Here is a 15093-nt window from a genome sequence, read left to right on the forward strand (position 1 = left end):
CCCCCCCTTCGATATGAGCCAAGACCATGCTTCATATGCTGTTCAGTGTGTATTTGAAGATGCTGGTGCTCTACAGCCCGTTTTTCGTGCTGTCGTGCTTTATCAGCCTGACCCGGGGTTACTCGAACAAGGAACGCCGTCGCCTGGCCTGGAAGGTGGCGCTGGCAACGCTGATCTCCAGCGTACTGCTGTACCTGTTTGGACGCGCGATCTTCAATGTGTTTGGCATTACCGTCGACGCCTTCCGCATCGGTGCCGGCAGCGTGCTGTTTATTTCGGCACTGGGCATGGCCCAGGGTAAATCGGCGGTCCAGACCGACAACGTGCAGCAAGACGTGACCATAGTTCCGCTGACCATTCCGCTGACCGTCGGCCCCGGCACCATTGGTGCGTTGCTGGTCATGGGGGTCAGCCAGCCCCATTGGGACGACAAGCTGATGGCGATCACCAGTATTGCGCTGGCGAGCCTCACGGTTGGCGTGGTGCTTTACCTCTCCAACCGAATCGAACGGATCCTGGGCGAACAGGGGCTGCAGATCGTCAGTCGTCTGATGGGCCTGTTTGTCTGCGCCCTGGCGGCCCAGATCATCTTCACCGGGATCCGGGGCTACATGGTTCCCTGACAATGACGCGCCTGTCGCCAATCAGGCGCGTGCTGCTTCAGTGCGTTGCCAGCGTATCCAGCGACTTGTCGACATACCCCTTGGCCAGCTCTACCAGGTGCATGACCGACAACACCAAATCGCGCGCAGGCCCGCTCAAGCCATTCCCCGCCTCATTCGCGCAGGCACCCGCACAGCGCAACAAGTCTGACGCCTGGGCCAAAGCCGCTTCTGAATTGACACTGTTCGGGATGGCCAGCATGGCCGTGCCTATGGGGCGTTGAGGCTTATGGTTTTGCAGGTAGTAATTGAGCGCACGTTCGACGGCGGCACGGTCCAGCAACGGGTCGTGACTGTCAGCAGCATCGAGGGGTAAAGCAGGGGGATCGGGGGTGATTTTTTTCATGGTTAAAACTCCTGACCAACTTAAAGGAGCTGTCACCTGTCGCGACTAAACGAATGGGTGGCAGCCGTACGCAGGTTAGTCGACCGGTGATCAGGAAACCCGGCGCGCTCGAAGGCGCCCTGCGCACGACCACCATAAAGCGGGGCCGAAAAAAAAGCGCCTCACTATGGTGGCGCCTTGCGCCTGATCACATCGTCGGGCGACTAAACCCAACCGCTGATTGACAGCGATTGGCCGAGACTATTCCCCGAAATGGACAGGCGCAAGCGAGCGGAATCTTCTCGGATGTTTCACGAGAATGAAAGCGAAACGTCGTACGAAATGACTGATTTCCAAGGCCTGAACACCACGTGTAGTCGCTGCCGCAGGCTGCGATAAGGGCCGAAGGACCTTCAAGCAGGGTCGCTGCGCACCCCCCTCGCAGCCTCGCTCCGCTCCTCAGCGACTACAGGCTTTTGTCAGGGTTTCTCGCCATACCAGCGCGGTGTGTACACCCACTGCGTGCCATCGACCCGCGGGAATGTGCAGGTGGTCGACGACCCCACCAGCACCATCGTGCGCATATCCACCTGATCCGGCGTCAACTCACCCAGCGTAGTCACCCGCAGGGTCTGCCCCGGACGACCGATATCGCGTCCCAGCACCACCGGTGTTTGCGCCGTGCGATGGCGCCTGACGATATCCAGCGCCACGCCCAGCTGCCACGGGCGCGAACGGGAAATCGGGTTGTAGAACGCCAGCGCCAGATCCGCCTCAGCGGCCAGGTCCAGGCGCTTTTCAATGATGCTCCACGGTTTGAGGTTGTCCGACAGCGACATTACGCAGAAGTCATGCCCCAGCGGCGCTCCCGCCTGCGCCGCCGTTGCCAGCGAGGCCGACACCCCCGGCAACATCTCCAGGTCAACGCTGTGCCACTGCGGGTCCGTGGACTCGTGCAAGGCCTCAAGCACGGCCGCCGCCATGGCAAACACCCCCGGATCACCCGAAGACACCACCACCACCGAACGGCCCTGGGCCGCCAGCTCAAACGCATGGCGAGCGCGCTGCATTTCTTCGCGGTTGTCGGTGCAATGCATCACCTGATCGTCGCGAAACGGACCGGCCATGCGCACATACGTCTCATAGCCCAACACATCATTGGCCCGCGCCAGCTCGGCCTTGACCGCAGGCACCATCAACTCGGCGGCGCCAGGGCCCAGGCCAATGACGGCCAGACGGCCACGGGCCCGACCCAGCTGCAACGGGTCCAATGGCGCGGGGGCAACGCCCAGGGACATGTCATTGCCCACCTCGCGCCAGACAGCAGGCACTGCCGGCTCACCCGCGCTGACAAAGCGCAGGGGCACCGCCAGTTCGAGGGCTGTTTCACGCAACGACGCGCTGGCCATCAAGGTATCGTCGGCGACGATGCACGCCAGTGATTGCCACGCCAGCTTCGCGTCATGCAAGGCCTCGCGTATGGCCTGTGGCGACACTTCAGCAGCCACTTTCACCAGCACATTACGGGGATAGATCAGCAGTTCGTCGGCGGCCGGTTCACGTTCGGCACTGCCAATATGAATGGCCAGCCGTGCCTGCTGACTTTCAGGCAGTTGCGCGCTGGCCAGCCATGGCGCCTCCCCTTCGATCCGTACCGACTCACCCGCCAGCAGGTCCGAGACAAAGCGCTTGCCCAGCTCAAGATCACCCAGCGCATAACCCGCTGGCGGATTGAGCAGGCAGGTGCCAAAACGCAGTTCACCACTGGTGGTAATTGCCGGGGCAATACCCAGGCCGGCAGCGATGGTGCGGGCCATATCATTCACGCCACCCAGCCCGCCCAGCAGCGGCACCACCGCGCTGGCGTCTTCGGCCACGGCCAGTACCGGCGGCTCGGCGCCCTTCTCCAGCAACAACGGCGCCAGCGTGCGGATCACAATCCCCGCCGCGCACAGCGCAATAATCGGTGTGCCCTGTTGATACAGCTCACGCAGGGTGGCGCCAAAATCGCTGTAACCGCGATCAACGTCCTCAACCCGCCCTGCAAGACCGTAGATCAGCGCCTCGGGATAGCACTGTTGAATACGCTGCGCGGTATTCAGGCTGCCATTGCCCAGAATGACAATGGCTGGCGCTGGACGACTCATCCCTGCCACCGTTCGCCGGGCACGATGATCAGCGAGAAGTACGGCGAAGACATCGGTTCCACTTCGTTGAGCGGGACGATTTTCTGATTGCTCATGGTGGCGCGCTCGACATACAGCGCACGCTCGGCCAGCCCCAGTTCACCCAGTACTTCACGCACCTTATGAAAGTTGCGGCCCAGTTTCATGATCACCGCCGCATCGGCAACCGCCAGGCGCGACTTGAGTTCGTCATGGGGCAGCACGCCCGAGAGCACCGACAGGCTCTGATTGCGATACACCAGCGGCACGCCCAGCACCGAAGCGCCACCCAGCATCGAGCACACGCCCGGCACTACCTGGGCTTCAAAACGCTGGGCCAGACGGTCGTGCAGGTACATGTAGGAACCATAGAAGAACGGATCGCCTTCGCAGATCACCGCCACATCGCGACCGGCGTCCAGATGCACGGCCACTTCGACGGCAGCCTGATCGTAGAAATCGCTGATCACTTGCTCGTACGACAATGGCTCGGGCAACACCTCAGTGGTCACTGGATACACCAGCGGCATCTGGGTTTGCTCCGCTTGCAGGTGGGCTTCGATGATGCCGAAGGCATTGCCCTTTTTGCCCTTGGCGACGAAGTACGCCACCACCGGCGACTCACGCAGCAGGCGCAAGGCTTTAACGGTAATCAGCTCCGGGTCGCCGGGGCCAACGCCCAGACCGATCAAACGTCCTGGCTGCGTCATTATTCGATCTCCGTTGCCAGTGCATTGACCGCGGCGGCGGCCATCGCGCTGCCGCCACGGCGGCCCTGCATGATCACAAACGGCACGCCGCGACTGTCTGCCGCCAGCATGGCCTTGGACTCAGCCGCGCCAACAAACCCCACCGGGAAGCCCAGGATCAGCGCCGGTTTGGGCGCGCCTGCGTCGATCATTTCCAGCAGGTAAAACAGCGCGGTGGGCGCGTTGCCGATCACCACCACGCTGCCTTCCAGATACGGGCGCCACAGCTCAAGGGCCACGGCCGAACGGGTGTTGCCCTTCTCCAGCGCCAGTTCGGGCACGCCTTCTTCACGCAGGGTACAAATCACCGGGTTGTTGGCCGGCAAGCGGGTACGGGTAACGCCTTCGGAGACCATGCGCGCATCGCACAAAATTGCAGCGCCAGCGGCCAGGGCATCGCGCCCGGCCTTGCCTGCACCCGGAGAAAAGCGCAGGTCTTCAATGGCGTCGACCATGCCGCAGGCATGAATCACCCGCACCGCGAGTTTTTCCAGATCCGCCGGGATGCTGTCCAGGTTGGCCTCGGCACGAATAATGGCGAACGAGTTGCGATAGATCTCTTGACCATCGCGGATGTAATCAATCATCGGTGTTGCTCCGTTGGCGGGCCTCAAGCCAGGCGCCTGCCGCTTCAATAGTAAGGTTGCGCTCACGCAGAACACCGAATCCCGGCTGCTCTGGGGCACGTAAATAAAGGTCGTAATGACCGGGCGCCACGGCCAGCAATGTGACCGGCGCGACATGGGCTGCCGCGCAAGAACGCAGGCAGCCGGTCAAATGGATCGTCTTGGGCGCATTCAACAGCCCGGCCAACTGGCGGGCATCCTGTTTGGTGTCGGCCAGGCCTTTGGCGCAGGCGCTGGAGCCGGTGCAGGCGATCAGGTGCGCCAGTGGCAGGGTCGCATCACAGCTCAACCCCAGCCCGTGTAACTGGCGCGTGACTGTCGGCGCGTCGCCCGCCCGCAGGTTGGGCAGCAGCACACTTTGCCACGGGGTAAACCGCAGCGTGCCATCACCATACTCCCGGGCCAGATGCGCCAACCCCTCAAGCATGGTCGCACTCAGCCGTCCCAGCGGCGGAGCGGCGCCGATATAGACCCGGTCCGTATCGCGTTGTGGGTACGTCCCGATGTGCAAGGACGCCGCGCCGGGCTCCCGGCGCCAGCTCGAAAGCGCAATGAGCGGTACCGGCAGGCGCTGTGCCAACTGCGCCATAAACGTCTCGACCGCCAGCTCTTTGAGCAGGTGGCGCATGCGAATGTGCTCGGGGCGGGCCAGGTCGAGGAACAGCGTAAGTACCGCCAGCACCACTGCATGCCCGTGCTCGACGGGCACGCCAGCCAGGGCAGGATCGTGTGCCGGGCAGCCTGCCAGACCAAAGGCCAGTAGCGTCTGGCCATTTAGGTCAACGGCTGACAACCAAAGGTCGTGATGATGTTCAAGCATCGCCAGCGCTTCACCGCCGTCCAGTTGTACGGCGAACTTGGCGGACAACTCGGCAAAACGCGCGGTGTTTTGCAGGCTGTCGAGGACCTGATGGGCCAGAGGCCAGGTATCGATCAACAGATCCCGGTCGATCCCTGCCGTGGGGCTGAGCATCAGGTTGCGCACATCATCGCTGGCAGCCGTGGCGGGCCCCAGCCCTGCGTCCAGCAAGGGACCGATCAGCGCAGCATGCTGCGGGCCAACCCCTCGAATTTGCAGGTTGCCCCGGTTAGTCGCCTCGATCACACCACTGGCATAGCGCTGGCTAACATCAGCCACCGCGCGCGCCTGTGCGGCCGTTATAGAGCCGCCGTCCAGCTTGACCCGACAGATACCGCCATCCATCGCCTGGACAATGCGCAGTAACCCCGGGCACGCCGAAGGGCGCACAGGCGTCGTGACAGAAGGTTCAGGTGGCAAAATCAAAGGGTTATCCAGAGCAGGCAATTCGCTATTGCAGGTGGCGCATTATGCCTGCTTTGGACGAGTGCATGAAAAGCCTGCCGGACGGAATGCCTACATTGCCATCAATGCCCCTGGTGACATCGGATGCTCACGCCCAAGACCGGTGATCAGCAAGACCAGGGTATCGGCATTGGCCAGCATCAGATCAACACGTTTCAAGGGGTCATGGGTGAACACCGAACGGGCTTGGGCCAGGGTGCTTGCTCCGGCGATTTTTTTAACCAATTGCTTGGCCGGACCGCTGGGGATATCCCTCCAGCTTTGGGTATTTGAATCGAATTGCTGAAACAAATTCTCCGCGCCCACGTAGGGTGAGTGGCAGTTCTGGATGGTTTCAGTGAAGTTTTTAAGTTGGCTGCCGTAAGGCGTCTTCTCATCCAGCAGATCGGTGTAAGGGAAACCCGGGTTCAAGTAAATGATGTCTTCGGTGTCCAATAATTGATGTCTTCGGTGTCCAATAATTGATGGCTGACCTCGTGCAACATAAAGCAGGCACGGTAATGAGTGTTGACCTCGAACGGTGGAACGGTCGACTTCAAGTAGGGGTGGCTCGACGCATAGGGCTGATCAAATACGGTGGTGAAGAACTTGTCGGTCAGAAACACCCGCTTGAGCGGATCGGCGCGGTTGATAAAGGCGACGGTGTTATCCGTAAACCGGGATGTGCACACCACGTACTTGTCTGACGTCAGGGGGGACAGGTCGGGGTGTAAAAACCGCGTGTGCATGGGTTCTATCACCGCCTGCAGACGGTCGAGCACGTCCTGTTCCACCCGCTCCACGTCAAAAAAGTCTTCCAGGTATTCGCGGTTGTCGGCATTTTGCGCACCGGGGTCGTTCAGTGTGTGCAGTGCGCTTTGGCAGCGTTGCAGGTAGGTGTTTGCCTGCCCCTGGGCCTCTCGTATTTGCAGGGCCTTGTCGGGAAAACGCCGTTGAATGCTGTCCATGCCAATGGCGTTCATTTCATAGGCCAGGGCATGGGAGCCCATGATGGTTCTGGAGAGCACCGGGCCTCCACCCAACAGTGGTTCTTCGAGGTCCAGCACCCACTGCTGCCCGGCGCCAAGCTTCACCAACGGCCCCTCACGCTGCTCGCCGATATAAATACGCCAGCGTTCTCGCCAGGCCTGCAAACGAAAGACCCGACCGGCCAGCTGCACATAATCGAAGCCCGTGCGCGGGTCGCGGTAAAGCTGGGTGAGCGGGTCTTTGCGCAAGTCGACCAGGGCCACTTCATTGGCCTGGAATGGCATGAGCCCGGCCTCTTGCTCCGGGGTAAGGGGAACGGTCCCAGGCGCTGTCGCAGGCTCCTGTGCCGCGATTTCGATGGTCTGGGTGGCCTGGCGTCGATGGGTGGCCATCAACATCAGCGCCACGGCAAATTCGTCCACCGACTCACCCCATGCCCCTTTGCGCGCGGCTTCAACCCCTTGGCTGAGCGCCCCCAAACCTTGCCAGACCACCAGGGGAATACTGAGTCTGCCCGGCAAGAACATCAGCGCCGTCTCCACCAGTAACGACAACAAGTACTTGAGCGACTCCCAGTCCTGCTCCTGGGTGGTTTTTGCCTGCTGGGCCGCCATGTCCAGCAGCAAGTGGTAATTGTCCTTGTACATCTCATTGAACAGGTTGCCCGCGATGGGACGATTGGCCAGGGTCACTGGCCCGGCGGCGGGCCAAAAACTCCCGACAGCGCCGCTCTCGAACCGTGGCAAGTGGGGCTCAATGAAGCCGCCCTCGGCATAGGTTTTACGCTCAAGGGGCGCGATTCGTTGCACGACCAGGGCCTGTAAATCAGCGTCGGTACGCAACTGCTCCAGTACCTGCGCTTCGCTGGCGAAAGTCATGAGTGAGAAGCGCGCACTGTAGTTGACCCACAGAATGTGAGGACCAGCCTGCGGCGCTTGTGGCCCGATCAGATACACGCCACTGACCCGGTCCGGCTCGCGCCCCGCGTCGGCAACAAGCTCCAGAGGCCGAATGATGATTGCCACCCCATTCAAGGGTTCGCGGGCAGTACCATCGGGCCTGTCCATGACGTGACGCAGGTAGCGATACGCCGTTTCACACCGGGGATCTGTCAGTTGTTCTCTCAAGGCCTGCTCCATCACCTGCAACCACAGATGCTCGGCAAACTGCTGCTGGCGCAAGGCAACACCTGCATTGCCCGGGGCCAGCCGGGTTTTGAGCAGCGCTTGAAAGTGCGCGCCAATATTCAGTTGCCGGGTGAGCTGGCGCACATACTCGGCGCCCAATGCTCCCGGCAATTGACCGTCACCTTTGGTGCGCACGAAGACAGCGCCCGCGTTGAGCCGGTAAAAACCGTTTAACGCAAACTGGGTCAGGGTTTGGGTTGAGACAGACGTCGACGCGGCCAGAAATGACGGCGTGTTCCCGACCGGCACCGGGGCGCCGATATAGGTGTGCAGGGTGACTTCAATGGCGTCCGGATCCAGGGCCTGGCCGGGAAAGTCCGCCAACAGGCGGGCCTTGAGCTGCGAGCGCGAGTACGCGGTGATGTCGGGGATGTCGTGCAAGTAATCTTGATCGGCCTGACCTGCCCGTTCAAAGCGCTGAAGCAGGTTGGCGTATTCGAGCTGGTCGGCGGGCGAAGCGTTCTTGAGCCAACCGGGCAGGCTCGCCCTGAACACGTGAAGACGGGCCCGCTCTGCCACCCGATCCGGCACCACCCCGGCGCTGACCTGACGCCATACACTTTGCAGGCTGTTTTCAAAACCTTGCGCCGACAGTGGCGTTGAACGCGCCAGATTGCAGGCGAACTGCACATCCACCAGCAACTTGTTCAACGCCGCTCTCTGACAGTGCCGGGTAAAGTCCTGCTCAATGGGTTCAAAGTAAAACCATTGGTTGTGCCCGGGTACTTTCCAGGGCCGCGTGTCGTTCAGAAAGGTGACGATCCGGGGTTGTTCGCCCATGCTCACGTTGGCCAGCAAATCCCAGCGCAGCGCCTTGTCCATCAATCGCGCTTCGAGTCGCTCAGTGCATTGGTCCAGTGAGTCGAACCGTTCAAACCCCAGCGCCGGGGTCCAGAGAATGGCACGGCCGGCATTCGCCGACTCAAGCCCGCCACGCTCGGTAAACAACAGGCAACTGACCAGGTTGATCACGCCCAAAACATCGCTCAACGACAAAAACACCGCGAATACCTCGGGCACAAATTGCTCGACAGCCGGGCGCCGGGCGCTAACCGGATAATCCAGCACAGTGCGCAGCAGCCCGCTATCGGACGGCTCAAGATGACCCGCCAGCCGCAACTCGGCACGCAGCATGACCAGGCGCAACGTGGCCAGGCGTAGCAGCAGCGAATCGGGGTTCAGGGCACTGTAGGGCTCAACGAGAAAATCGTGCAGTTGCTGTTTGAACCGCGCAACGAAATCCTGCGCGGCATGATCCAGAACCGTCAGCAATTTGGTGCCGCCAAAGGTCTTCAGTGGTTTTATTTCTTCACTGACTTTGGAGGTGATGCCCAGCCGAAGATGCGCGGGGTTGCCCGGTAATGGCTGGTTGCCCGTGACCCGATCCAGCAGCGCATCAACCAGCGCAACCGAACGCACTGGCTCACCTGTTTGCTCGGGTTCCTGGTCAAACACCTGCACCGCCAGACTGTCGATACCCAGCAAACCGTGGCGCACACGGCTCAGGGACTCCCGCAGTCGGGCCTTGGCAAACGAGCGCGGGCCTGGCCAATGACGCAGCAGAATATCGAGCTGGGCCTGAATAACCGGCAGTTTCAGACCCAGCAGATCCAGTTGCCCACCGTTGCCACGATGGGTCAGCGTCAAGCCATTGCCCTGTGACACAAAGCGGCTGCTCCAGCGCCCCTTACTGCTCAGCGCCAACAGGCCGTGATCCACCTGTTCACGCACGTCGAGCCCATGATCAATGCTCGCCAGCACCGAACGCCCGGCCCGCCATTGCTGCAGCAAGAAGTTGAAATTCCTCAACTGCGTGGCACGGATCAACTGCACGCACTGATCGAACACATCGTGGTCGATATTCTCGACACTGAGCCTGGGCTGCGACATCCCGGCCAGGAACCCATGCTGATCAAGGGCGGCATGCCGGGCCACGGTGTCAAAGGTCGCGGGCGCCCTTAGCGCTGACAGCAACCAGGTCTTGAGCCGGGGCCGCGTGTCCTGTTTTTTCAGCCCCAACGCACCGCCAAACAAAAATACCGCCGTGCTCAGCCCCGGCGTGAACACACAAAACAGCCCCGTCAGCGCCACCTCACCGAGGTTGGCATCAAACACCGACAGGCGTGCGGCTTGTGCCCATTCATTACGCTTGCCTACCGCCTTCAGCCGTTCGAATTGTTCAGTCGTCAGATCACCGTCACAGAGCGCCTGTAACCCTTGTTGAAAGAACAGATCGCCAAGGCGCGCAACGCAGTAGTCATGAAGGCTGGGGCTAGCCCCCTGCACCTCGTGCCAATAGGCGTGAAGGGCCTGCTGAAAACGGCTCGACAGGTGCTCCGAGGCGTGTGTCATGACCTGCGTGATGCGCCTTTGGACCTCACTGGCGCTGGAAACTGGCGCGGAGTCATTGGCAGGCAGGCCCAAAAACTCTCGTCTGTACCCGGCAGGCAGCTGGCCCTTCTGGTAAAAATCCAGCGCCACTGCACTCAAGCTCAGGGTGGTGACATCGCCCTCCTGCACAGGCATTGCATCGATCCGGGTGCTGCGCACTTGAATGCTGTGGGCATCCAGCTCCTGGACCTTGAATTCAAGCGCCAACGCCATGCCCAGTTGAGTATCCAGGACCGAACGCAACGACGGCATGCTCACCAGGCTGGCCAGTGTCTCTTCTTGGCAACGGGTTAAAAAATCGCTCACGGCCTGGCTGACGCCCTGCATCACGGGCGATGCCAGGCGTCGACATTCGAGGGTCAGCGCGCCGGTTTGCCGCAACTGTGCGCGCACGTGCACCGGGGTGAAGCGCAATACCGCGTCCTGGTGTGAGGGCTCGCCCAGCTGTTGCTCAAGTGCCTGACACAACTGCGCTTCGCTGGCGAACCGTTCAAGCTTGCCTGCCAGGGTGAACACGAACACTTCACTGCCCGGCGCCAGGTCTTGCCTGAGCACAAGAGCACCTGCCCAGAGCACTGGGCGGCTCTGGTGACGGGACAGGAACATCTGGTCGACATGCAAGGGGACCGGCGCGGCCAGGCGTGCGGCGTCGTCCAGCAACACCCCGCTCAACCAGTGTTTTTCTGCACCGCTGATGTCTCCCGAGGACTCAGCCTCTGACAGGCATTTGATAAACAGATCTTGCACGGCGTGCGCCGCATAAAACGGTCGAGTAGTCGCGTTCATGGCTGATCTCGGTAGGGTGACGGGCAACCCTGCGGGCACCCAGGCAATGAGCTGGAACGCTATCGCGCACTCGACAAGAACAGGCACTACATAGCTATGCAGGTGATGAGCAAGGCCACGGAATCGGCATTCATCAAGATCACGTCCGAGCGCAACACCGGATCACTGACAAACTTTCTGCGCAGCTCTTCAATCGTCCGGCAGCGATAACAGGTATTCAAGGGATGCCCCAGGGTCAGGCTCTCGCGCACCTCGATCGGTACAAAGCGCAGGATGTCTTCACGCAATGCCAGGGCCGCCAGACGCTGCTCCAGTGCCGCGCGCAAGGCCGGGGCGTTGGCAAATTTTTCCAGCCCCGCCACGGGTGAAAACATGAACACACTCAATGCCTTGTTATTGGCCTGGAGCACGATAAAAAAACCGGCCAGATCCGCTGCCGGGCCCCCTTGTGCGGCAATCATCAGCCGGTGGACTTCCCTGGGTTGCAGCTCCATGACCTCCTGCAAACAGGCCCGCTCCCCGGGCGTCAACTGCTCGCTGGCCTCAACCCGCGCCAGATCGCTCAAAAAACGCTCTTGCAACACTGCGGCCCAATCGTCGGTGGGCGTGGCATCGTCCATGGTCTGCTCCTGATCCTTGCCGTGAAGTAGGCGCAAAACTTGGCGCACAAACCGCTGACACTGGCGCTACCTATGCACCACCCGCCAAGTGGGGCGTATGCACAAGGCACCTGCGGGCCAAGGCGCGCTATCATGCGGCCTGATTCCACGGGCCATGCAGACCCGCTGGCGGATGGAACATTTGGCGTTGAACAAGAGGATTGGCATGTCGCCCTGGCTAACAATTGTGGGAATCGGTGAAGACGGCTTTAGCGGGCTGGGCAAAAATGCGCGTCGCACCTTGCTCGGCGCAGGCACGGTGTTCGGCGCCCAGCGTCAACTCAACCTGCTGCCCGCCTGTATTCGCGCCGAACGCCAAGCGTGGCCAAGTCCCTTTTCCCTGGCGCCGGTGCTGGCATTGCGCGGCCAGCCGGTCTGCGTTCTGGCCAGCGGCGACCCGATGCTGTTTGGGGTCGGCGCCAGCCTGGCGCGAGTGATTGCCAGCGATGAGATGCAAGTGCTGTCGTCACCGTCATCCTTCTCGCTGGCGGCCGCTCGCCTGAGTTGGCCACTGCAGGACGTGGTCACGTTGTCTGTGGTGGCTCGCCCGGTGGCGGCCCTCAACGCGCACCTGCACAGCGGCGTACGCCTGCTGGTCTTGAGCAATGACGGTAAAAGCCCGGCCGCCATCGCCGCGCTGCTGCGCGAACGCGGCTTTGGCCCCAGCCGCCTGCATGTGCTGGAACACGTGGGCGGCCCGGCGGAACGGCGGGTAGAAGCCAGTGCCAATGACTGGAGCGACCCGCCCATCGCCGCCCTTAACTTGATTGCCATCGACTGCCTGGCCGACGACAGCGCCCAGCCGCTGTCACGCACCGGCGGGCTCCCCGACAGCGCCTTTGCCCATGACGGCCAGCTGACCAAGCGCGATGTGCGCGCCATCACCCTTGCCCGCCTTGCCCCCTTGCCCGGCCAATTGCTCTGGGACGTGGGCGCGGGCAGCGGCTCGATTGGCATCGAGTGGATGCGCACCTGGCCCAGCTGCCGCACCCTGGCGATTGAAGCGGATACCGGACGCCAGCAATTGATTGAACACAACCGCGATGCCCTGGGCGTACCCGGCTTGCAACTGATTCGTGGCAAGGCCCCGCAAGCCCTTGAAGGGCTGGAGCGCCCGGACGCGATTTTTATCGGCGGAGGCGTCACCCGCGAAGGTGTGCTCGACACGTGCTGGCAGCAGCTCAAGCCCGGCGGGCGACTGGTGGCCAATGCCGTCACCCTGCAAAGTGAAATGCTCTTGATGAGCTGGCGTGAGCGCCACGGCGGTGAGCTGACGCGGGTCCACATCGCCCAGGCACAACCCTTGGGCGAGTTCGACACCTGGCGCCAGGCGTTGCCCATTACTCTTCTAGACGTGACCAAACCCCTCGATGCGTGACGAAACCGGCGAACAACCCGCTCCGCTGCGCAGTGGCCTGACCACCGGCAGCTGCGCCACCGCCACCAGCCTGGCCGCTGCCCGGTTGCTGCTGGGCGGCGCCAGCCACGACGCGGTGGAAATCACCTTGCCCAAGGGTAAAAAGGTGCAGATGCGCCTGGAGTTCTGCCGCCTGAGCGAAGACGGCGCCGAAGCGGGCACCATCAAGGATGCGGGCGACGACCCGGACGTCACCCACGGCGCACTGCTGTACTCGCGGGTGCGCCTGCGCCCGGAACCGGGTATCGGTTTTGTCGCCGGACGCGGTGTCGGCACCGTGACCCGTCCGGGGCTGGTGCTGAACGTGGGCGAGCCGGCGATCAATCCGGTGCCGCGCAAGATGATCTCCGACCATTTGCAGCAACTGGCCAGCGAGCTGAATTACAACGGCGGCTTTGAAGTAACAGTCAACGTGCAGGACGGCGAAGCCCTGGCCCTGAAAACCATGAATCCGCGCCTGGGCATTCTCGGCGGGTTGTCGATCCTGGGCACCAGCGGCATCGTCCGCCCGTTTTCCTGCGCAGCCTATATCGCCTCGATCCATCAAGGCATCGACGTGGCCAAAACCAATGGCTACCTGCATATCGCCGCCTGCACCGGCAATGCCAGCGAAGACACCATGCGCCGGGTGTACAACCTGCCGGAAATCGCCCTGATCGAAATGGGTGACTTCGTCGGCGCGGTACTCAAGCACCTGCGCAAAGTCCCTGTGGATAAGTTGAGCATTTGCGGCGGCTTCGGAAAAATCAGCAAGCTGGCTGCCGGGCATATGGACTTGCACAGCCGTCACTCCAGCATCGACCTGCCACAACTGGCCCGGTGGGCCGCCGACATAGGTGCAGACCAGGCGCTGCAAGAGGCGATTCGTCAGGCCAACACCAGCCAGCAAGCCCTGGCGATGGCCAGCGCGGCAGGTATCGCGCTGGGTGATGCGGTGTGCCAGCACGCACTGGATTTTGCCCGCAGCGTGGTGCCTGCCCAGGTGCAGGTTGAAGTGTTTGCCATCGACCGTCAGGGCGGGATCGTTGGCCACGCAGGAGCCTTTGCATGAAACGGATACTGTTGCTCGGTGGCGTCACCGAAGCGCTGGCCATCGCCCGCACCCTGGGCCCGCAACATGTCTACAGCCTGGCCGGTGTAGGCCGGGTGCCGACGGACCTGACCTGCGAGGTACGGGTGGGCGGTTATGGCGGCGCTGAAGGTCTGGCCCGGTATATTCGCGACGAGGGTATCGATTTACTGCTGGACGCCACTCACCCCTACGCCGCGCAAATCAGCCAGAACGCGGCCCTCGCCGCGGCCGCCAGCACTATCCCGTGCTGGGCCTTGCGCCGCCCCGCGTGGGTTGCGCAACCGGATGATGACTGGCGCGAAGTGGCGCACTGGAGCGAACTGGTCCAAGCCCTCAAGCCTTTCAAGCGCCCGCTGTTCACCTTGGGCCGCGAGCCGCTGGAGCATGTGCATGAGATCCCCGAACAGCAGTTTTGGACCTTGCGCGCCCTCGACGTCTATCCGGGCAATGAGCGTTGCGAAGTAATCGGCGCACGGGGCCCGTTCCTGATCGACGAAGAGCGCGCCTTGTTCGAGCAGCGCCGGATCGATGTGTTGATCAGCAAGAACAGCGGCAGCAGCGCCACCGAGCCCAAGCTGGAAGTGGCCCGTGAACGCGGGGTGCCCGTGTTGATCCTCAAGCGGCCGGAGTTGCCACAGGTGGATCGGGAGTTTTTGACGACCAAGGACGTGCTGGAGGCGTTGGCGCGGGGAAGTTATTTGTGAATGTGTAATCGCTGGCGATGCTATTTAGCTCAAGCATAAGCTTCGCCGCTTGATCTG

The 15093-nt window shown here is 62.0% G+C and carries 12 protein-coding genes; 4 read left to right on the top strand and 8 right to left on the bottom strand.

Annotated features, from left to right (window positions below; all coding sequences use genetic code 11):
* The first annotated feature begins 26 nt into the window (after positions 1-26).
* Complete coding sequence (locus tag AACY07_RS10595; protein WP_133078765.1) at positions 27-623, top strand: MarC family protein; 597 nt, start codon at positions 27-29, stop codon at positions 621-623.
* 37 nt (positions 624-660) lie between these two features.
* Here the strand turns inward: AACY07_RS10595 and AACY07_RS10600 are convergent, their stop codons facing one another.
* The 8 genes from AACY07_RS10600 to AACY07_RS10635 form a co-directional block, all read right to left on the bottom strand.
* On the bottom strand, positions 661-1008 hold the full coding sequence (locus AACY07_RS10600) for a DUF6124 family protein (RefSeq protein WP_339474738.1): 348 nt from the start codon (positions 1006-1008) through the stop codon (positions 661-663).
* Between the two features lie 458 nt (positions 1009-1466).
* A complete protein-coding gene (cobJ, locus tag AACY07_RS10605; RefSeq protein WP_339474740.1) occupies positions 1467-3134 on the bottom strand; it encodes a precorrin-3B C(17)-methyltransferase in 1668 nt (555 codons plus the stop codon).
* Positions 3131-3862 (bottom strand): precorrin-2 C(20)-methyltransferase, encoded by a 732-nt coding sequence (locus tag AACY07_RS10610; protein WP_019826859.1) that lies wholly within the window; start codon positions 3860-3862, stop codon positions 3131-3133. The genes cobJ and AACY07_RS10610 overlap by 4 nt, the downstream gene beginning before the upstream one ends.
* Complete coding sequence (locus AACY07_RS10615; RefSeq protein ID WP_046810051.1) at positions 3862-4488, bottom strand: precorrin-8X methylmutase; 627 nt, start codon at positions 4486-4488, stop codon at positions 3862-3864. The genes AACY07_RS10610 and AACY07_RS10615 overlap by 1 nt, the downstream gene beginning before the upstream one ends.
* Entirely contained in the window at positions 4481-5812 is a 1332-nt protein-coding gene (gene cobG, locus AACY07_RS10620) for a precorrin-3B synthase (protein WP_445261370.1), read from the bottom strand. Before cobG ends, AACY07_RS10615 begins: the two co-directional genes overlap by 8 nt.
* 90 nt (positions 5813-5902) lie before the next feature.
* On the bottom strand, positions 5903-6286 hold the full coding sequence (locus AACY07_RS10625) for a hypothetical protein (RefSeq protein ID WP_339474741.1): 384 nt from the start codon (positions 6284-6286) through the stop codon (positions 5903-5905).
* Positions 6259-11184: a dermonecrotic toxin domain-containing protein gene (locus AACY07_RS10630; protein WP_339474742.1), complete on the bottom strand. Its 4926-nt coding sequence runs from the start codon at positions 11182-11184 to the stop codon at positions 6259-6261. The genes AACY07_RS10625 and AACY07_RS10630 overlap by 28 nt, the downstream gene beginning before the upstream one ends.
* An 86-nt stretch (positions 11185-11270) precedes the next feature.
* Positions 11271-11804 (bottom strand): hypothetical protein, encoded by a 534-nt coding sequence (locus tag AACY07_RS10635; protein ID WP_339474743.1) that lies wholly within the window; start codon positions 11802-11804, stop codon positions 11271-11273.
* Between the two features lie 205 nt (positions 11805-12009).
* Between AACY07_RS10635 and cbiE the strand changes: the two genes are divergently transcribed.
* From cbiE to AACY07_RS10650, 3 genes are read left to right on the top strand one after another with little or no spacing between them, the layout of a single operon-like run.
* A complete protein-coding gene (gene cbiE / locus AACY07_RS10640; protein ID WP_339474950.1) occupies positions 12010-13221 on the top strand; it encodes a precorrin-6y C5,15-methyltransferase (decarboxylating) subunit CbiE in 1212 nt (403 codons plus the stop codon).
* A complete protein-coding gene (locus AACY07_RS10645) occupies positions 13214-14311 on the top strand; it encodes a cobalt-precorrin-5B (C(1))-methyltransferase (protein WP_339474744.1) in 1098 nt (365 codons plus the stop codon). The genes cbiE and AACY07_RS10645 overlap by 8 nt, the downstream gene beginning before the upstream one ends.
* Complete coding sequence (locus tag AACY07_RS10650) at positions 14308-15036, top strand: cobalt-precorrin-6A reductase (RefSeq protein ID WP_339474746.1); 729 nt, start codon at positions 14308-14310, stop codon at positions 15034-15036. The genes AACY07_RS10645 and AACY07_RS10650 overlap by 4 nt, the downstream gene beginning before the upstream one ends.
* Positions 15037-15093 lie beyond the last annotated feature (57 nt).

The organism is Pseudomonas sp. RL_5y_Pfl2_69 (assembly GCF_963970465.1).
Classification (GTDB): domain Bacteria; phylum Pseudomonadota; class Gammaproteobacteria; order Pseudomonadales; family Pseudomonadaceae; genus Aquipseudomonas.